The organism is Marinovum sp. E3, assembly GCF_055755275.1.
In genome coordinates, this window is sequence record NZ_CM146908.1 from 2667754 (window position 1) to 2687752 (window position 19999).

The 19999-nt window shown below is 66.5% G+C and carries 15 protein-coding genes and 1 pseudogene; 9 read left to right on the forward strand and 7 right to left on the reverse strand.

Annotation, left to right across the window (positions count from 1 at the left end; all coding sequences use genetic code 11):
* Positions 1–13: 13 nt before the first annotated feature.
* Positions 14–769 carry a sulfite exporter TauE/SafE family protein gene (locus tag AC0J5K_RS13050; protein ID WP_048532698.1) on the reverse strand — a complete coding sequence of 252 codons (756 nt, stop codon included), beginning with the start codon at positions 767–769 and terminating at the stop codon, positions 14–16.
* Positions 770–929: 160 nt separating this feature from the next.
* On the opposite strand from AC0J5K_RS13050, the gene mdh reads away from it, so the two are divergent.
* The 8 genes from mdh (at position 930) to lpdA (ending at position 11412) form a co-directional block, all read left to right on the forward strand.
* Positions 930–1892, forward strand: coding sequence for a malate dehydrogenase (mdh, locus tag AC0J5K_RS13055; protein ID WP_048532699.1), 963 nt, complete (start codon positions 930–932; stop codon positions 1890–1892).
* Between the two features lie 339 nt (positions 1893–2231).
* The gene (gene sucC, locus AC0J5K_RS13060; protein WP_048532700.1) at positions 2232–3425 is read left to right on the forward strand and encodes an ADP-forming succinate--CoA ligase subunit beta; all 1194 of its coding nucleotides are present in this window, start codon (positions 2232–2234) and stop codon (positions 3423–3425) included.
* An 85-nt stretch (positions 3426–3510) separates the two neighbouring features.
* A complete protein-coding gene (gene sucD / locus AC0J5K_RS13065) occupies positions 3511–4398 on the forward strand; it encodes a succinate--CoA ligase subunit alpha (RefSeq protein ID WP_074836327.1) in 888 nt (295 codons plus the stop codon).
* Between the two features lie 97 nt (positions 4399–4495).
* Complete coding sequence (locus AC0J5K_RS13070) at positions 4496–7468, forward strand: 2-oxoglutarate dehydrogenase E1 component (protein WP_048532704.1); 2973 nt, start codon at positions 4496–4498, stop codon at positions 7466–7468.
* Between the two features lies 1 nt (position 7469).
* Entirely contained in the window at positions 7470–9020 is a 1551-nt protein-coding gene (gene odhB / locus AC0J5K_RS13075; protein ID WP_274565976.1) for a 2-oxoglutarate dehydrogenase complex dihydrolipoyllysine-residue succinyltransferase, read from the forward strand.
* Positions 9021–9140: 120 nt separating this feature from the next.
* Positions 9141–9404, forward strand: a complete 264-nt coding sequence (locus AC0J5K_RS13080; protein WP_274565977.1) for a hypothetical protein — start codon at positions 9141–9143, stop codon at positions 9402–9404.
* Between the two features lie 115 nt (positions 9405–9519).
* Entirely contained in the window at positions 9520–9930 is a 411-nt protein-coding gene (locus tag AC0J5K_RS13085; protein WP_274566002.1) for an MAPEG family protein, read from the forward strand.
* Between the two features lie 87 nt (positions 9931–10017).
* On the forward strand, positions 10018–11412 hold the full coding sequence (lpdA, locus tag AC0J5K_RS13090) for a dihydrolipoyl dehydrogenase (RefSeq protein WP_274565978.1): 1395 nt from the start codon (positions 10018–10020) through the stop codon (positions 11410–11412).
* A 112-nt stretch (positions 11413–11524) separates the two neighbouring features.
* On the opposite strand, the gene AC0J5K_RS13095 is transcribed toward lpdA, so the two are convergent.
* From AC0J5K_RS13095 to AC0J5K_RS13105, 3 genes and pseudogenes are all read right to left on the reverse strand, one after another.
* Positions 11525–12274, reverse strand: a complete 750-nt coding sequence (locus AC0J5K_RS13095) for a lysophospholipid acyltransferase family protein (RefSeq protein ID WP_274565979.1) — start codon at positions 12272–12274, stop codon at positions 11525–11527.
* A pseudogene (locus tag AC0J5K_RS13100) lies at positions 12274–13148 on the reverse strand (cell division protein FtsX). The gene AC0J5K_RS13095 and the pseudogene AC0J5K_RS13100 overlap by 1 nt, the downstream one beginning before the upstream one ends.
* Before the next feature lie 26 nt (positions 13149–13174).
* Positions 13175–13852 (reverse strand): cell division ATP-binding protein FtsE, encoded by a 678-nt coding sequence (locus AC0J5K_RS13105; protein ID WP_048532711.1) that lies wholly within the window; start codon positions 13850–13852, stop codon positions 13175–13177.
* 176 nt (positions 13853–14028) lie between these two features.
* Between AC0J5K_RS13105 and AC0J5K_RS13110 the strand changes: the two genes are divergently transcribed.
* Positions 14029–14874 (forward strand): zinc-ribbon domain-containing protein, encoded by an 846-nt coding sequence (locus AC0J5K_RS13110; RefSeq protein ID WP_274565980.1) that lies wholly within the window; start codon positions 14029–14031, stop codon positions 14872–14874.
* Between the two features lie 18 nt (positions 14875–14892).
* Here AC0J5K_RS13110 and AC0J5K_RS13115 read toward each other — a convergent pair whose 3' ends face one another.
* The 3 genes from AC0J5K_RS13115 to AC0J5K_RS13125 form a co-directional block, all read right to left on the reverse strand.
* Entirely contained in the window at positions 14893–17427 is a 2535-nt protein-coding gene (locus tag AC0J5K_RS13115; RefSeq protein WP_274565981.1) for a TIGR02302 family protein, read from the reverse strand.
* 71 nt (positions 17428–17498) lie between these two features.
* The gene (gene lysA, locus AC0J5K_RS13120) at positions 17499–18764 is read right to left on the reverse strand and encodes a diaminopimelate decarboxylase (protein WP_074836449.1); all 1266 of its coding nucleotides are present in this window, start codon (positions 18762–18764) and stop codon (positions 17499–17501) included.
* Between the two features lie 42 nt (positions 18765–18806).
* Complete coding sequence (locus AC0J5K_RS13125) at positions 18807–19964, reverse strand: sugar-transfer associated ATP-grasp domain-containing protein (protein WP_420398600.1); 1158 nt, start codon at positions 19962–19964, stop codon at positions 18807–18809.
* Positions 19965–19999 lie beyond the last annotated feature (35 nt).

Below are 19999 nucleotides of genomic sequence, written 5' to 3' on the forward strand. Positions count from 1 at the left end.
CCTGTGAACACCGCTATGCCAGGGCATCCCAGATCAGCTTCACCCCGGTGCAGCTCAGCAGCACATAGGTGACCGCGAAAAACGCCCGCTCGGGGATCATGTGATGCGCCTTCACCCCCAGCCAGGCCCCGATCAGCGCGGCGGGCGCAAGCAGGAGATCGGCAATCAGCGTCTGGATGGTGAAAATGCCGAGGAAGCTGTAAGGCACGAATTTGAACAGGTTGATCACCCAGAACACGATCACTGTGGTCGCCTGATACCGGGTCTTGTCGAGCTTGCGGCCCAGCAGAAAGACCGCCGCCGGCGGGCCGCCCGCATGGCTGACGAAGCTGGTGAACCCGGCGGTCATCCCCGACAGATAGCCGCCGCGCAACGGCAGCGGCCGCCCGCCCAGCGTGACCCAGCCGCGCGCCAGGCTGATCTGCCAGATCACGAACGCCAGCGAAATCACCCCGATCAGCAACCGGATGGCATCGTCATCGGCGATCCGGTAGAGCCAGGCCCCCAGCGCCACGCCGGGCAGCGCGCCCAGCATCAGCGCCCGTGCCTCGGGCCAGGACCAGCGCCGCCAATAGGGCCGCAGGCTGGCCAGATCGATCAGCATCAGAAGCGGCAGCATGATCCCGAGGGCAAGGCCCGGCGGCAGAACAAGCGCCAGAATCGAGGCACTTGCAAAGGACGCGCCCGAGCCGAAACCGGCCTTGGACACCCCGGCAAACACCACCGCAGGCAGCGCCACGGCGAAAAATCCGGGGGAGAATTCCAGCATCTGCGCCTCGTCTAACTGCCCTTGTTTCCCGGTCTTTATCGCTATCACCCCGGCACTTCCAGCCGTTGCGCCGTTTGGCGCCGCAGCGCAGCGCACTTGCGCCGCGCCGAATTCCGGCTTACGCAAACGGCCAAATTCAACACCGACCGGAGAAATTCCCATGGCCAGACCCAAGATTGCCCTGATCGGCGCAGGACAGATCGGCGGCACGCTCGCCCACCTCGTCGCGCTCAAGGAACTGGGCGACGTTGTCCTGTTCGACATTGCCGAAGGCACCCCCGAGGGCAAAGCGCTCGACATTGCGGAATCCGGTCCCTCCGAGGGCTTCGACGCCCGGCTCAAAGGCACCCAGGATTACGCCGACATCGCCGGCGCCGATGTCTGCATCGTCACCGCCGGCGTACCGCGCAAGCCCGGCATGAGCCGCGACGACCTGCTTGGCATCAACCTCAAGGTGATGAAATCGGTCGGCGAAGGCATCCGCGACAACGCTCCCGACGCCTTTGTCATCTGCATCACCAACCCGCTCGACGCCATGGTCTGGGCGCTGCAACAATTCTCCGGCCTGCCCGCCGAGAAGGTCTGCGGCATGGCCGGCGTGCTTGATTCGGCGCGTTTCCGTCACTTCCTCGCCTCGGAATTCGACGTCTCGATGAAAGATGTCACCGCTTTCGTTCTGGGCGGCCACGGCGACACCATGGTGCCTTCGGTGCGCTATTCCACCGTCGCCGGCATCCCGCTCCCCGATCTGGTAGACATGGGCTGGACCACGCAAGAGAAACTGGACGCCATCGTCCAGCGTACCCGTGACGGCGGCGCCGAGATCGTCGGCCTGCTGAAAACCGGCTCGGCCTTCTATGCCCCGGCCACCAGCGCCATCGAAATGGCCGAAGCCTATCTGAAAGACCAGAAGCGCGTCCTGCCCTGCGCGGCCTATTGCGACGGCGAATTCGGCCTGAACGGCATGTATGTGGGCGTGCCCACCGTGATCGGCGCCGGCGGCGTCGAGCGCATCGTCAACATCAAGCTCAACAAGCAGGAGCAAGAGATGTTCGACGCTTCGGTCAAGGCCGTGAAAGGCCTGGTCGAAGCCTGCAAGGGCATCGACAGCACCCTGGCCTGAGCCGTCCGGCCCTGCGCCCGGACAGCCGAAATGATCAAGGGCGTCCCTGCGGGGGCGCCCGTTTTCGTTTCGGCGTTTCCGGGATGGCGCGCGTCCAAGGCGGTTGCAGGATTTGCATCGCCGCCGGGGTGCCGCGGCGCCCTGCATGGCAGGTGATTCGCGGCAGTCGGCAGAGAGGCCCGGTCGGCCGCAGAGTTTGTGATCACACGCTGAAATCGTGTGATCACAAATGTCGGGTTTTCGGCGCTAACACCGTTGACGCGACAGTTTTACGTTTAGGAACCTGTTTTTAATATGCAATGGCACAATGCAATTGCAGCAAGATGGGACAGTTGATCCATGAACATTCATGAGTATCAGGCGAAGGCACTGCTTCGCTCCTACGGCGCGCCGGTATCCGATGGCCGCGTCGTTCTGAAGGCGGACGAGGCCAAGACCAAGGCTGGCGAGATGGACGGGCCGCTCTGGGTCGTCAAGGCCCAGATTCACGCCGGTGGCCGCGGCAAGGGCTCCTTCAAGGAAGAGAGCGCCGGCGAAAAGGGCGGCGTGCGGCTGGCCAAGTCGGTCGAAGAAGCCGCCGAAGAGGCCAAGAAGATGCTGGGCAAGACCCTGGTCACCCACCAGACCGGCCCGGCCGGCAAGCAGGTCAACCGCATCTACATCGAAGACGGTTCCGACATCGACCGCGAACTCTATCTCGCGCTGCTGGTCGATCGCCAGACCAGCCGCGTGTCCTTTGTCTGCTCGACCGAGGGCGGCATGGACATCGAAGAGGTGGCCGCCAGCACGCCGGAGAAGATCCTGTCGTTCAGCGTCGATCCCGCCACCGGCTATCAGCCCTATCACGGCCGCCGCGTCGCCTTTTCGCTGGGCCTCGAGGGCGCGGCCGTCAAGCAATGCGTCAAGTTGATGGGCATTCTCTACAAGGCCTTCATCGAGAAGGACATGGAGATGCTGGAAATCAACCCGCTGATCGTCATGCCCGGCAACGAGCTCAAGGTGCTCGACGCCAAGGTCGGCTTTGACGGCAACGCCATGTACCGCCAGCCCGACATCTCCGAGCTGCGCGACGAGACCGAGGAAGATGCCAAGGAGCTTCAGGCCTCGAAATACGACCTCAACTACATCGCGCTCGACGGCGAGATCGGCTGCATGGTCAACGGCGCGGGCCTGGCCATGGCGACGATGGACATCATCAAGCTCTACGGCGCCGAGCCGGCCAACTTCCTCGACGTGGGCGGTGGCGCCACCAAGGAAAAGGTGACCGAGGCGTTCAAGATCATCACCAGCGATCCGAACGTGAAGGGCATCCTGGTCAACATCTTCGGCGGCATCATGCGTTGCGACGTCATTGCCGAGGGCGTGATCGCCGCGGTCAAGGAAGTGGGCCTGAAGGTGCCGCTGGTGGTGCGTCTCGAAGGCACCAACGTCGAGAAGGGCAAGGAGATCATCAACAACTCGGATGTTGACGTGATTGCCGCCGACGACCTCAAGGATGGCGCCCAGAAGATCGTGAAAGCGGTCAAAGGGTAATCGTAGGGTGGGTTTGTAACCCACCCTCGCGGATCACGGTGGGTCGCAGACCCACCCTACGGAAACGACAAGGAGACTCCTTTCAATGGCAGTCCTCGTAGATGAAAACACCAAGGTGATCTGTCAGGGCCTCACCGGCTCGCAGGGCACCTTTCACACCGAACAGGCCATCGCATACGGCACCAAGATGGTCGGCGGCGTCACCCCTGGCAAAGGCGGTCAGACCCACCTTGACCTGCCGGTCTTCAACTCGGTGCATGAAGCCCGGGCCAAGACCGAGGCCAATGCCTCTGTCATCTATGTGCCGCCGCCCTTCGCCGCCGACTCGATCCTCGAGGCGATCGACGCCGAGATGGAGCTGATTGTCTGCATCACCGAAGGCATCCCGGTGCTCGACATGATGAAGGTGCAGCGCGCGCTCGAAGGCAGCAAGAGCCGGCTGATCGGCCCGAACTGCCCCGGCGTCATCACGCCCGACGCCTGCAAGATCGGCATCATGCCCGGCCATATCCACAAGCGCGGCTCGGTCGGCGTGGTCTCGCGCTCGGGCACGCTGACCTATGAGGCGGTCAAGCAGACCACCGACATGGGCCTGGGCCAATCCTCGGCCGTGGGCATCGGCGGCGACCCGATCAAGGGCACCGAACACATCGACGTGCTGGAGATGTTCCTCGCCGATGACGAGACCACCTCGATCATCATGATCGGCGAGATCGGCGGCTCGGCCGAAGAGGAAGCGGCGGAATTCCTCGCCTCCGAAAAGAAGAAGGGCCGTTGGAAACCGACCGCGGGCTTCATCGCCGGACGCACCGCGCCTCCGGGCCGTCGCATGGGCCACGCCGGCGCCATCGTCGCCGGTGGCAAGGGCGGCGCCGACGACAAGATCGAAGCGATGCGCAGCGCCGGCATCGTGGTGGCCGACAGCCCGGCGACGCTGGGCGAGGCCGTCAAGGAGGCCATCGACAAGGGCTGACCCCTGTCAGAGGCTGAAAACAATCCTATGGTAAGGCGGGGTCACCCCCGCCCTACCGACTAAAGACAACCGGTTCACGTCCGCCAAAGGTGCAAAGATGACCGACCAAAGCCCCAACGACATCTTCAAGGCCTCGAGCTTCATGCAAGGCCACAATGCGGAATATCTGGAACAGATATACGCCCGCTACGCCGACGATCCGGCCTCGGTCGACGAGGCCTGGCAGGAATTTTTCCGGCAGCTGGGCGACGATGATCGGGACGTCAAGAACGAGGCGAAAGGTCCCTCCTGGGCGCGCGCCGACTGGCCGCCGCAGCCCGGTGACGACGTCACCGCCGCGCTGACCGGCGAATGGCCCGCCCCGCCCCCGGCCGAGAGCCGCGCCGCCGGCAAGAAGATCGCCGACAGCGCCAAGAGCCGCGGGGTCGAACTGACCGACGACCAGATCCAGCGCGCCGTGCTCGACAGTATCCGGGCGCTGATGTTGATCCGGGCTTACCGTATTCGCGGCCACCTGGCCGCCGATCTCGATCCGCTGGGCCTGCGCCAGGACAGCCCGCACCCCGAGCTCGACCCCAAGACCTATGGCTTCACCGCCGCCGACATGGACCGGCCGATCTTCATCGACAATGTTCTGGGGCTTCAGATCGCCTCGTTGCGGCAGATCGTCGAGATCGTGAAGCGGACCTATTGCGGCACCTTCGCGCTGCAATACATGCATATCTCCGACCCTGAACAGAGCGCCTGGCTGAAAGAGCGCATCGAGGGCTACGGCAAGGAAGTGAAGTTTTCCCGCGAAGGCCGGAAAGCCATCCTCAACAAGATGGTCGAGGCCGAGGGTTTCGAGAAGTTCTTGCACGTCAAATACATGGGCACCAAGCGCTTCGGCCTTGATGGTGGCGAAAGCCTGATCCCGGCGATGGAGCAGATCATCAAGCGCGGCGGCGCGCTGGGGGTCGAAGAGATCGTCATCGGCATGCCGCACCGCGGCCGGCTCTCTGTGCTCGCCAACGTGATGAACAAACCCTACAAGGCGATCTTCAACGAGTTTCAGGGCGGCAGTTTCAAGCCCGAGGACGTGGACGGTTCCGGCGACGTGAAATACCACCTCGGCGCCTCCTCGGACCGCGAGTTCGACGGCAACAAGGTGCACCTGTCGCTGACCGCCAACCCCAGCCACCTCGAGGCGGTGAACCCGGTGGTTCTGGGCAAGGCCCGCGCCAAGCAGGATCAGCGCAACGACGCCGAACATTCCACGGTGATCCCGGTGCTGCTGCACGGCGATGCAGCCTTTGCCGGCCAGGGCGTGGTGGCGGAATGTTTCGCGCTGTCGGGCCTGCGCGGTCACAAGACCGGCGGCACCATCCACGTCGTGGTGAACAACCAGATCGGCTTTACCACCGCGCCGCACTTTTCGCGTTCCTCGCCCTACCCCACCGACAACGCGCTGGTGGTCGAGGCGCCGATCTTTCACGTCAATGGCGACGACCCCGAGGCGGTGGTGCACGCCGCCAAGGTGGCCACCGAGTTCCGCCAGAAGTTCCACAAGGACGTGGTGATCGACATCTTCTGCTACCGCCGCTTCGGTCACAACGAAGGCGACGAGCCGATGTTCACCAACCCCTTGATGTACAAGAAGATCAAGGGCCACAAGACGACGCTCTCGCTCTATACCGAGCGGCTGGTCAAGGACGGGCTGATCCCCGAGGGCGAGATCGAGGACATGAAAGCCGCCTTCCAGGCCAGGCTGAACGAAGAGTTCGAGGCCGGCAAGGATTACAAGCCCAACAAGGCCGACTGGCTCGATGGCAAGTGGTCGCATCTCGACCGGCAGAGCGACGACGATTACCAACGCGGCGAAACCGCGATCAAACCCGAGACCATGGAAGAGGTCGGAGCCGCGCTCGTCCGGGCGCCCGAAGGCTTCCCGCTGCACCGCACGGTGGGCCGGCTGCTCGAAGCCAAGCAGAAGATGTTCGAGACCGGCAAGGGCTTTGACTGGGCCACCGCCGAGGCGCTGGCCTTCGGCTCGCTGCTCACCGAAGGCTATCCGGTGCGCCTGTCCGGCCAGGACAGCGCCCGCGGCACCTTTTCGCAGCGCCACTCCGCCCTGATCAACCAGGACACCGAAGAGCGGTACTACCCGCTCAACCACGTCCGCGAGGGCCAGGCGCGCTACGACGTGATCGACAGCGCCTTGTCAGAATATGCGGTCAGCGGCTTCGAATACGGCTATTCGTTGGCCGAACCCAACGCGCTGGTGATGTGGGAGGCGCAGTTCGGCGACTTCTCGAACGGCGCGCAGATCATGTTCGATCAGTTCGTCTCGTCGGGGGAATCGAAGTGGCTGCGGATGTCGGGCCTGGTCTGCCTGCTGCCGCATGGCTACGAAGGCCAGGGCCCCGAGCACTCCTCGGCCCGGCTCGAGCGCTTCCTGCAAATGTGCGGCCAGGACAACTGGATCGTGGCCAATTGCACCACGCCGGCCAACTACTTCCACATCCTGCGCCGCCAGATGCACCGGACCTTCCGCAAGCCGCTGATCCTGATGACGCCGAAATCGCTGCTGCGGCACAAGGTGGCGGTCTCCGAGGCCGAGGAATTCACCACCGGCTCCTCCTTCCACCGCGTCCTCTGGGACGATGCCGAGAAGGGAAATTCCGAAACCAAACTGGTCGACGACAGCAAGATCCGCCGCGTCGTCATGTGCTCGGGCAAGGTCTATTACGACCTGCTCGAGGAACGCGACAAACGCGGTCTCGACGACATCTACCTGATGCGCTTCGAACAATTCTATCCCTTCCCGGCGATCTCGGCCGTGAAGGAGCTGGAGCGGTTCAAGGACGCGCAGATGATCTGGTGCCAGGAAGAGCCCAAGAACCAGGGCGCCTGGACCTTCATGGAACCCAACCTCGAATGGGTGCTCAACCGGATCAACGCCACCCACAGCCGCCCGGTCTATGTCGGCCGCGCCGCCAGCGCCTCGCCGGCCACGGGCCTCGCCTCGCAACACAAAGCTCAACAACAGGCGCTGGTCGACCAGGCGCTGACGATTGAAGGAAACGACTGATATGCCGACCGAAGTACGCGTGCCCACGCTGGGTGAATCCGTGACCGAGGCCACCGTGGCGACCTGGTTCAAGAAACCGGGCGACAGTGTCGCGGTGGACGAGATGCTCTGCGAGTTGGAAACCGACAAGGTGACGGTCGAGGTGCCCTCGCCCGCCGCCGGCAAACTGTCCGACATCGTGGCGCAAGAAGGCGAGACCGTGGGCGTCGACGCCCTGCTTGCCAATATCGCCGAGAGCGGCGAAGCCGGTGCCACCGAACCCAAGGAACGCCCGGCCGAAGCCAAGACCGAGGAAGAGACCTCCGGCGCGGCCGACGGAGCCGCCAGCGGCGGCGGCAGCGTCGATGTCATGGTCCCCACCCTCGGCGAAAGCGTGACCGAGGCGACGGTCTCGACTTGGTTCAAGAAGGTCGGCGATCCGGTGGCCCAGGACGAGATGCTCTGCGAGCTGGAAACCGACAAGGTCAGCGTCGAAGTGCCCGCCCCGGCGACCGGCGTTCTGGCGGAAATCACCGCCAAGGAAGGCGACACCGTCGAGGCCTCGGCCAAGCTGGCGGTGATCTCGTCCGAAGGCGGCGCCGCGGCGTCCGCTGACGATGCCGGGCATCCGGCCGGCGGCAGCCAGTACACCACGCCCCCCGCCGGGCGGGACGAGAACGACGTCGAGGATGCCCCCTCGGCCAAGAAGGCGATGGCCGAAAAAGGCCTCTCGCGCGATCAGGTGCAGGGCTCGGGCCGCGACGGCCGGGTGATGAAGGAAGACGTCGCCAAGGCGGTGGCCGCCACTTCCGCCGCCGCTTCGGCATCGGCCCCCGCGACCGCGCCCCGTGCGCCGGTGGCGGCCGAGGATGCCTCGCGCGAGGAGCGGGTCAAGATGACCCGGTTGCGCCAGACCATCGCCCGCCGCCTCAAGGACGCGCAGAACACCGCCGCCATCCTGACCACCTACAACGAGGTCGACATGACCGAGGTCATGGCGCTGCGCAACGAATACAAGGATCTGTTCCTGAAGAAACACGATGTGAAGCTCGGCTTCATGTCCTTCTTCACCAAGGCCTGCTGCCATGCGTTGAAAGAGGTGCCCGAGGTCAACGCCGAGATCGACGGCACCGACATCGTCTACAAGAACTTCGTGCACATGGGCATCGCCGCCGGCACGCCGCAGGGCCTCGTCGTGCCGGTGATCCGCGACGCCGACCAGATGTCCTTTGCCGAAATCGAAAAGGCGATCGGCGAAAAGGGCAAACGCGCCCGCGACGGCAAGCTGTCGATGGCCGAGATGCAGGGCGGCACCTTCACCATCTCCAACGGTGGCGTCTATGGCTCGCTGATGTCCTCGCCGATCCTCAACCCGCCGCAATCGGGCATCCTCGGCATGCACAAGATCCAGGACCGGCCGATGGTGGTGAACGGCGAGATCAAGATCCGCCCGATGATGTACCTGGCACTAAGCTACGATCACCGCATCGTCGACGGCAAGGGCGCGGTCACCTTCCTCGTCCGCGTCAAGGAAGCGCTGGAAGACCCGGGGCGTCTGCTGATGGATTTGTAACCCGGCGCCGGGCCGTCGGCCGGGCGTCCGCCCGGCACGCCCGCGGGAACCGCAACCGGGAGGGGGCCGCGCCCCCGCCCCTTACGCGGCGGCCTGGGGAGGGAAACGAGGAGGCACAAGATGCAACTGCTTTGCCGCTACGACGTGAACGATTTTGCCAGCTGGAAAGAGCATTTCGATGCCGACACCGAGGCACAGCGCGACGCCGGCCTCTCGCTTCTGCAAATCTGGCAGGAACACGACACGCCATCCCGGGTGTTCTGCCTCTTCGAGGTCAACGACCTGGACAAGGCCCGCGACTTCATCGATGGTCCGCGCGCCAGGGCCCGGTCCGAGACAGCCGGCGTCCGGGACGCGGCCTGCCACATCCTGGATACGCTATGAGGATCGCACCCGCCGCCCCGGCCCCCCAGGCCCCCCTCGCCCCGGACCTGCTCCGGGGCCTCTCGCTTGCCCGCCCCCAGGAGGCCCCGGGTCAAGCCCGGGGCGCGTTGTGTCCGTGACCCCCGAGCTCACCGCCCTCACCCTCGCAGCCCTGCTGCAAATCGGCCAGATCGCCCTGATGGCGGTCCCGGCCAATCTCGAGCTCGGCCCGGGCAAGACCCTCTCTCCGCGCGACCGCCCCCGTCTGGGTGGCGCGCTCGAGGATCAGGTGAGCCTGCGCACCGCGCGGCTCTACCGGGCGATGAACAACCACTTCGAGAGCCTGATCCTCTTCGCCATCGCCACCCTGGTGGTGACCTTCGCCGACAAGGCCAGCGGTGTCACCGCCGCGGCCTCGGGCCTCTACCTTGTCGCCCGGCTGCTCTACATCCCGGCCTATGCCTTCGGCTGGGTGCCCTGGCGCAGCCTGTTCTGGGCACTGGGCCTTGTCGCCATCCTCACCCTGCTCGTGGCAGCCTTGCTATGAGCCCAACCCGCATCTTCTTCTGGCCGCAAATATCCCGGGGGTCCGGGGGCAGCGCCCCCGAATTGCCCGACCAAGAAAGGACACACCATGGCAAGTTATGATGTCATCGTCATCGGCGCAGGCCCCGGCGGCTATGTCGCCGCCATCCGCTGCGCGCAACTGGGTCTCAAGACCGCCTGCGTCGAGGGCCGCGAGACCCTCGGCGGCACCTGCCTCAACATCGGCTGCATCCCCTCCAAGGCGTTGCTGCACGCCACCCATCAGCTGCACGAGGCCGAGCACAACTTTGCCAGGATGGGCCTCAAGGGGAAAAGCCCCTCGGTCGACTGGAAGCAGATGCAGGCCTACAAGGACGACGTCATCGGCCAGAACACCAAGGGCGTCGAATTCCTGTTCAAGAAGAACAAGATCGACTGGCTCAAGGGCTGGGGCTCGATCCCCGAGGCCGGCAAGGTCAAGGTCGGCGACGAGGTGCACGAGGCGAAAAACATCATCATCGCCTCGGGCTCCGAGCCTTCGCCGGTGCCCGGCGCCGATGTCACCGTCGACGAAAAGGTCGTGGTCACCTCGGAAGGCGCGCTGGCCCTGGGCAAGGTGCCGAAAAAGATGATCGTCATCGGCGCCGGTGTCATCGGGCTCGAGATGGGGTCGGTCTATGCCCGGCTCGGGTCCGAGGTCGAGGTGATCGAATATCTCGACCACATCACCCCGGGCATGGATTCCGACGTGCAGAAGCAGTTCAAGAAGCTGCTCGAGAAGCAGGGGCTGAAATTCACGCTCGGCGCCGCGGTCTCGAGCGTCGAGGCCACCAAGACCAAGGCCAAGGTCAACTACAAGCTGCGCAAGGATGACAGCGAGGCCACGGCCGAGGCCGATGTGGTGCTCTGCGCCACCGGCCGGCGGCCCTTTACCGACGGCCTCGGCCTCTCCGATCTCGGCATCGAGACCACCAAGGGCGGCCAGATCAAGGTGGGCGACGACTGGCAGACCAGCGTCAAGGGCGTCTATGCCATCGGCGACGCCATCGAGGGCCCGATGCTGGCGCACAAGGCCGAGGACGAAGGCATGGCAACGGCCGAGGTCATCGCCGGCAAACATGGCCATGTGAACTACGGGGTCATTCCGGGCGTGATCTACACCCATCCCGAGGTCGCCAGCGTCGGCAAGACCGAGGAACAGCTCAAGGAAGAAGGCCGCGCCTACAAGGTCGGCAAGTTCTCCTTCATGGGCAACGGCCGCGCCAAGGCGGTGTTCGCCGGCGACGGTTTCGTCAAGCTGCTGGCCGACAAGGAAACCGACCGGGTGCTCGGCTGCCACATCATCGGCCCGGCGGCCGGCGACCTGATCCACGAAATCTGCGTGGCGATGGAATTTGGCGCCTCCGCCGAGGACGTGGCGCTGACCTGCCATGCCCATCCGACCTTCTCCGAGGCGGTGCGCGAAGCGGCGCTGGCCTGCGGCGACGGCGCGATCCACATGTGAGACCGCGCCGGTGGCGGGCCCAGCCCCGCCACCGGCCATGCCAGAAATCCTCACGGAATTTTTGCACATTTTTCCGGTGACGGAATTTCGCCTGCCCGACCGGCCGGATCGTTCAGGGCCGGGTCAGGTGCCGGTTTTCCTCCGGTAGATCCGCGAACCCCGCCTCGAGCATCAGCTCCTGCGAGCGCCGCTCGACCACCTCTTCCAGCGTGTTCAGAAAGCTCGCGCGCGACTGCCCCGGCGCGATCGGCTCGAGGAACTCCACCACCGCAAGGCCGGGTTTGCGCAAAACGCCGTGGCGCGGCCAGAAGACACCGACATTGGTCGCCGCCGGCACGCAGGGCTGGCCCAACTCAGCGTAGAGCACATGCGAGCCCACCTTGTAGGGCAGATAGCGGTTCGGCGCGACGCGGGTGCCCTGCGGATAGATCACCAGCTGGCCGGGGTTGGCCATGCCGGCGGCGACGTCGGCCACCATCTTCTTGATCGCGGCCCCGCGCTTGCCGCGGGCAACCGGAACACAGCCGATGCGGGCGGCATATTGCCCGAGGACCGGTGCCCAGAGCAGCTCGCGCTTCATGATGAACTTGGCCGCCGGCAAGGCGGAGAAGATGATGATGATGTCGAGAAACGACTGGTGCTTCGCCGCGACCAGAACTTCGCCCTGCGGCACCGCGCCGCGCACCTCGGTTTTCAGCCCGACCATCCAGCCGGCGGTCCAGCGGACCCAGCGGCAATAGGTCTTGCAGGCCCATTGCGCGCCGTCGCGGCTGGCCAGCGCCAGCGGAAAAAAGGCGATCCCCATGAGGCCGAGCATCAGGTACATCTGGAAATTGAACAGCAGCGACCGCGCATATTGCATCAGCGAAGTCCCCCAAGCACGCGCATCGCCGCATAGCGGGTGGCGGCAAAGGCCACCACCGCCGCGAGGAGCGGCACCAGCAACGGCAAGAGCCAATGCCCCCCTGAAAGCGCAGCCCGGTAAGCACGCCGGCCTCGGAGCCGGCGCCGGGCAGCAAAACCACCGCCAGCAGCCCGGCAAGGACGCCGGCGCCTGCGCCGGTGGCGGCGCGCAGGGTAAAGCGGCGCACGAAGGCGCGGGCGATATAGGTGTCGGTGGCGCCCACAAGGCGCAGCACCTGAATCACCTGGGCATTGGCCGCCAGCGCCGCATTGGCCGCCAGGGTGATCATCGCGCCCATGGTGCCAAAGATCAGCACGATTGCCAGCCAGCCCAGCAACTTGAGCCGTCCTGCCGCGCTGACCAGCGGTTTGCGCCAGCGGGTATGATCGTCCAGCACCGCGCCGGGCAGCTCGGCCTGGAGCCTGAGCCGCAGCCCGTCGCCGTCATAGCCCGAGGCGGTCTCGCGCACCTCGATCAACTGCGGCACCGGCAGGCTCTCGACCGGCAGGTCCGGGCCGAACCAGGGCTCCAGCAGGGCGCGCTGTTCGTCCGGCTCCAGCGCGCGGGCCTCGGCCACGCCGGGGGTCTCAGACAGGATCGTGAGCGCGCGCTCGGTCTGCGCGGCCATCTGCGCGGCGGGTGCCGAGATCCGCAGCGTGGCGCTGCCGGCCAGTGCGTCACGCCAGTTCGCGGCCAGCCGCCCGGACGCCAGCGACAGCGCCAGCGCAAAGACCGCGAGAAAGGCCATGGCCCCGGCAGTAAAGACGGTCAGCCGGGCGGTGAAGCCGGTGGGCGGCACCACCCGGTCGGCGCCGGCATCAAAGGACAGCATGTCGGTCACGGCGGCGAGGTTGATCTTCACAGGTCCGCCCCCGCCAGTTGCAGCTTGCGCCCGGAGATCCGCAACACGCGGGCCTGCACGTGGTGCTTGGCGGCGCGGATCAGGCTGAGATCATGGGTGGCAATCATGACCGTCTTGCCCATCTTGTTGAGTTCGACGAGCAATTTCAGCAGCCGCTGCGACATTTCCCAGTCGACGTTGCCAGTGGGCTCATCCGCAAGGATCACGTCGGGCGACAGGATCAGCGCCCGGGCCAGCGCAGCACGCTGCCGCTCGCCGCCCGACAGCTCGGGCGGCAGGGCCTGGGCGCGATGCGCCAGGCCGACCCAGGACATCAGCTCCTTGAGGTTGGCCTGCGCCGCCAGCCTGTCCTGTCCCGAGACCGCCAGCGGCAAGGAGATGTTCTCGGCCACCGGCAGGTGATCGAGGAACTGGCAATCCTGATGCACCACGCCGATCCTGCGGCGGGCATAGGCGATGCCGTCCCGGTCGAGCTCGCGCACGTCCTGATTGAAAAGCCGCACCTGCCCGCCGGTCGGCACCAGCGCGCCGTAACAGAGCTTGAGAAAGGTGGTCTTGCCGGCGCCGGAGGGGCCGGTGAGGAAGTGGAACGACCCCGGCGCCAGCCTGAGCGACAGGTCGGTCAGCAGTTCGCCGCCGCCATAGCTGTAGGCCACTTCATCAAGCTCGATCACGTATGCGCCCCGCCCTGTAAAATAAGGTTCGTCGTCAAGTCCGGCCCGTAATGCAACAGCCCTGCCCCACTTGCAATCCGCGCCCTTGGCGGCATTGCGCTTTTCCTTGCCGATCGGTGGACATATGATCCAAGCTGAGGCAGGGGTAGCCCCCGAAAGAGCGACAGGTGGGAAAGATGCGGCTGACGTGCCCGAATTGCGACGCGCAGTATGAGGTTCCGGATGATGTGGTTCCGCCCGAGGGCCGGGACGTGCAATGTTCGGCCTGCGGCAAGACCTGGTTTCAGCCCGCCGCCAGCGCCCCGGAGCACGAAGATTTTGACCACGCTCGGCAGTCGGCACGCCCGGGCCCGGAAGACGCGTCAGCCGGCGCGCCGGAGCCAGCGCCCGCCACACCGCCGCAGCCCGCCGCGCCCCAACGCCAGCTGGACCCGGAAGTCGCCAGCGTGCTGCGCGAAGAGGCCGAGCGCGAGAGCCGGGTGCGCGAGGCCGAGCGCGGCGCCGTCGAGAGCCAGCCCGATCTCGGGCTTGACGACATGCGCCGCACCGAAGACGAACAGGCGCAGCGCGCGCGACAATCGCGCGAGCGCATGGCGCGCCTGCGCGGCAAGGATCCGAAAGCGCCGGAGCCGACGCCCAGCGCCACCGCGGCGGCGGCCGCCGCCGCCAGCGGCTCGCGGCGCGAACTGCTTCCCGATATCGAAGAGATCAACTCGACCCTGCGTTCCACCGATCAGCCGCGCAAAAGCGAGGCCAGCGAAGAGATCGCCGCCGAGCCCGAGCGCACCGCACGCAGCCACTTCCGCCGTGGCTTTACCTGGGTGTTGCTTCTGGTGGCGATTGCGGCGCTGATCTATGCCTATTCGCCGCAGATCGCCGAGACGGCCCCGGGACTCGCGCCAGCGCTCGAGAGCTATGTGATCTGGGTCAACGGGCTGCGGGGCTGGCTCGATGCGCAGGTGCTGGCGGCGCTGCACTGGCTCGACGGCATGTCGTCGGAGGCGGCACAAACCCCGGGCTGATCCCGGCCTCGCCCGCCATCAGAACCGGTCGAGCAACCGTTCCAGATAGTCGCGTTCGATTTCCGGCCGGGCGCCCTCGCCCGAGCGGCGGCGGATTTCATCCAGAAGCTCACGGGCGCGGCGATAGACGTCTTCGCCGTTCAACAACTCTTCGCCGCTGCTGATGGTGCCGGAATTGCCGGCGTCGCGGCCCAGCGGATCACGCCGCTCGCCCTCGCGGGCGCCGGCGGTGTCGCCCTGGCCGCCCTGTTCCCGCTGTTCCTCGGCCAGCGCTTCGCCGAGGTTGCGCATGCCCTCGCGCAGCGCGTCCATCGCTTCGGCCTGGCGGTCGATTGCCTCGGCCAGATCATCCGCGCGCAGCGCCTGTTCGGCGCCCTCCATGGCGCGTTCGGCATCCTCGAGCGATTGCTGTGCCCGGCGGCCGGCCTCAGTGCCCTGACCGGGCAGCGCGCCACGCTGGCGTTCGACCTCGCGCCGCAGCGCCTCCTGCCGGTCGGCCAGCTCGCCTTCGAGCCCGCCTTGACCCTGTTCACCCTGCTGCTGACCCTGGCCCTGGCCTTCGCCCTGCTGGTGCTGCTCGCCCTGGCCCTGCTGGCCATCCCGACCCTGGTTGCCCTGGTTCTGGCCTTGCTGGGCATTGGGGTTGAACTGTTCCTGAAGGTCGCGGAACGCCTGGTCCGACAGCCCCTGCTGATCGCGCAGGGTCTCGGCCAGCCCGTCCATTGCCTGTTGGCCGGGCGACTGCTGGCCCTGACCCTGCTGGCCCTGGGTGACCTGCATGTTTTCGAGCATCTGCTGCAATTCGGCCAGCGCCTGTTCGGCCTCGGCCATCCGCCCCTGTTCCATCAGCTCCTGGATCCGGTCCATCATGGCCTGAAGATCGTCTTGCGTCATCTCCATCATGTTTTCCGGGGTCTGCGCCGTTTCGGGCTGTTCCCCGTTCTCGCGCTGCTGCTGGGCCAATTGCCGCATGTAATCCTGCGTCGCCTCGCGCAGCTCCTGCATCAGCTCGGCGATCTCCTGATCCGAGGCGCCGTTCTTCATCGCCTCCGACAACCGCTCCTGCGCCCGGCGCAGCCGTTCGAGCGCATCCGACAGGTCGCCATCCTCGAGCAGCACCGCCAGATCCCACATCGCGGCGGCCAGTTCGTCACGTTGCGCACCGGTCATGCCGGTGGCGGCAAAGCTCTCGAGCCGGCGCTGGATGGTACGCATCCGCAGGTAGGGCACGGCCGACCGGAAAAGACCTTCGGGACGGTGGGTGATGGCACGCAGGATCATTGCCGCGTCGCCGGCATTGCCGCGCGACCACAAGAGCGCCCGGCGCTGGTCGATGATGGCGGCGGCGAAAGGATCGAAAAACCGGCGGCCGGGCAGCGGCGTGGCCAGGGTCTCTGGCGCGCTGGTCTGGTCGCGGTCGTCGATGACCCGCAGCTCGATGGTGACCGGCAGGTTGGCCCAGGGATGTTGCGAGAAATCCTCGATCAGAGTCTCGTTGAACGCCGCCCGCGAGCCGGAAATCGGCAGCGGCAATGGCACCCTGATCGCCGCGCGCGGCTCGGGCTCGACGGCCAGGCCATGGCGGCGGTCGACCTCGGCCAGATCGAGCCGGATGGTGGCCTCGCCGGAGCGGATGCCGTAATCGTCCTCGGCCTCGAAGGGCAAGGACATCTCGCCGCGCGCGGCGGTGGTGATCTCGTCGATCACGCGCACCTGCGGGGCGGTGTCTGCGGCGAGCGCGATCTGCCAGTCACGGCCGCCCGGGCCGTCGATCACCAGCGCCCCGGGCTGGCGCACCTCAAAGCTCTGCGAGGCCTCGGCCACGCTTTCCACCTCGGCAGTGCGGCCCGAGACCGTCTCGCGCGCCGTCAGCGCACCGACCTCGCCGTAAAACCGCAGGGTGATGCGACTGCCCTCGGCCACCTCCAGCGTGCCGCCGGTCTGATCGGCAAGGTAGAGCGACGGCAGGCCGGTATAGGCCGGCGGCTCGACCCAGCCTTCCCAGGTCGGGCCAGAGGCCAGCGCCTGGCCGCCGGCGGTGACGCCGGTGACCGAAGAGACCTTCCAGAACGAGCCGAAGAGCAGCGCCACCGCCAGCGCCAGAACCGCCACGTAACGCAGGGCAAAGGGATCGCGCCGCGACACCCGCAGATCCGGCGAAACGGCGCGCGCCTCGGCGGCGTGCGCGGCCATGCGATCCTGATGCGCCTGCCAGACCGCGACCGAGGCGGCATCACTGCCGCCGATCGCCTGATTGTCACGCAGGGTTTGCAGCGGCCGTCCCCGCAGCGTCGCATCGAGCCGGTCGAGCGCCTCGTCGCGGCGCGGCCGGCGGAACCGGCGCAGGCCAAGGCCCAGCGTCAGCAGCCCGCCCAGCGCAAAAAACACGATCAGCGCCCAGACCGCCTCGAGCGGCAGGAGATCCTGCATACCGAGCATCAGGAGGGCAAGCGCCACAAGCGCCACCGACCACAGCGGCCAGAAGGCACGCGTCACACGCTCGGACCAGAGGCCGAGATATGTCAGGGTCACCGCGCCGCGAATGCGGCTCACACTCTCAAGATACCGTGTCGTCCGGGGGATGATACCGCTCCATACTGACCGGCCCGAACGCGGGGGCGCGCTCAGAGCCACTCGGGGATGGTATCGCGGTTTATCATTTCGTCAAAGGTCGGACGGGCGCGGATGACAGCAAATTTATCATCCCGCACCAGAACCTCGGGGATCAGCGGGCGGGTGTTGTATTCGCTTGCCATTACAGCACCATAGGCCCCGGCCGAGCGGAAGGCGACCAGAGCGCCGGGGACCAACGGCGCCATCATCCGGCCCCTGGCAAAGGTATCCCCCGATTCGCAGACCGGGCCAACGATGTCATAAGCGGTCTGCTCGACCCCGGCCTCGGGCTCGATCACCGGCACGATATCATGCCAGGCATCGTACATCGCCGGGCGGATCAGGTCGTTCATCGCGCCGTCGAGGATCAGGAACTGCCGGTCCTCGCCCTGTTTGACGTAGATCACCTTGGACACCAGGATACCGGCATTGCCGGCGATCAGCCGCCCCGGCTCGATCTCGACCTCGCAGCCGAGGTGGCCGACGGTCTCCTTGATCAATGCGCCGTATTCCACCGGCAGCGGCGGCGCCTCGTTCGAGCGGGTGTAGGGAATACCCAGCCCGCCGCCGAGATCGAGGCGCTCGATGTCATGGCCGTCGGCGCGCAGCGTTTCGGTCAGTTCGGCCACCTTGCGGTAGGCCAGCCGGAACGGCTCGAGCTCGGTAAGCTGCGAACCGATATGCACATCGATGCCCACCACCTTGAGGCCCGGCAGACTGGCGGCATGGGCATAGACCTCGCGGGCGCGCGAAATCGGGATGCCGAACTTGTTCTCGCTCTTGCCGGTGGCGATCTTGGCGTGGGTCCTGGCATCGACATCCGGGTTCACCCGGATGGTGATCGGCGCCTCGACGCCCAGCGCGCTGGCGACTTCGGAGATCACCGCCATTTCCGGCTCGCTCTCGACATTGAACTGGCGGATGCCGCCGGTCAGCGCAGTGCGGATCTCCTCATGCGTCTTGCCGACACCGGAAAACACGATCCGCTCGCCCGGCACGCCGGCCGCCCTGGCACGGGCATATTCCCCGCCCGAGACCACATCCATCCCCGCCCCGGCCTGCGCCAGCGTCTTCAGGATCGCCTGGTTCGAGGCCGCCTTCATCGCGTAGCAGACCAGATGCGGCAGACCGTTCAGCGCCTCGTCGAACAGGGTGAAATGGCGCAGCAGCGTGGCGGTGGAATAAAGATAGAACGGCGTGCCGACCGTGGCGGCAATCTCGGCCACGGGCACGTCCTCGGCGAAAAGCGCGCCGTCGCGGTAGAGAAAATGATCCATGGCGGCGGTCATAGCAAAACCGCCGGTGGGATCAATGGGCGATCAGCGCCGCGTGCCGGGCGCCGCGCCGCGCCCGAGTGCCACCTGCACCGCCTGCGCCTGCCGCGCCGCCACCGCCCGAAATCGGGGCGCGAAGCGCGGGTTCATCACGCCTTCGCCATGGGCCAGCTGATAGAGCGCGTGGCGCGGCGTGCCGGTGCCGCTGACAAGCGCCGGGCCGTCGACGGTCAGGCCGATATCCCAGCCCATGATGCCGCATTCCGGCAAGAGCGCATGGGCCGCAGAGGCCAGCTCGCAGGCCGCGCGCCAGTCGGGCAGCTCCTGCCCCGTCAGGCGCCGGCCGGTAACCGGATGGCTGCTGCGCCACTCGGTGTCGGGCCCGCTGCCCCGACGGATCTCGCCCAGCGTGCCATCGGACAGGTCGACCGGGCAGAGCATTCCCGCGCCCGCATCCGGCAGGCAGGCCAGCGCATAGAGCACGGCAGGCGCCTGCGGCGCTTCGGCCAGGGTCACCAGCCGGAGGGTGACAAGCGCCGGGCCGGTCAGCGCCGTCAGTGCGCCGTGCTGACGCAGCGCGCTCTGGAACACCAGGCCGGTGCGGCCGTGATCCCGCATCACCTCTTCGGCAAAGCTCGCCAGATCGGCGCAACGGCCATTGGCAAAGCGCAGGAAGCGGCCTTCGTCGTCGATCCGGTCGATGCGCGGCGCGCCGGTGCTGAGCCGGCCGAAGGTCGGCTTGGCCAGCAGCGGATAACGCGCTCCGGCGGAGAGAAAACCCAACAACTGGCCGGTGTTCCTGAGCCGGGGAATGCCGCCAAAGGCATGGCTCTTGCCGACGGTGGCCTGGGTCTCGGCGGTGGGCATTCCGCGTTCGGCAAGGTACTGCACCAGCGCCACTTTGTCGGAAACGATGGCGTCGTGGAGCCAGACCCCATCCGGGGAGAGCGAAAGATTGAGCTCGCGGCTGGCCTGTTCGCCAAGAAAGCGCGCGCGGCCGCGGCCGGTGTGGGCGTTGTCGTAAAGTCCGAAATCGTAGTATTCGCCGGTGTCGATCCCGGTGCCCCTGACCCGCAGCGCCAGCATCTGGGCATATTGCCTGACCGGCCCGACTCCGTGTTCGCGGGCCACCCGCATCAGCCGGCCCTGGCCTGCGGCGGGTGGCACGGAAACGGCTGTCTTGTTGGCAGAGACAAAGGTCATGGCGCGCTGTGGATTCCCCTGGCTGAGTCCGGCCA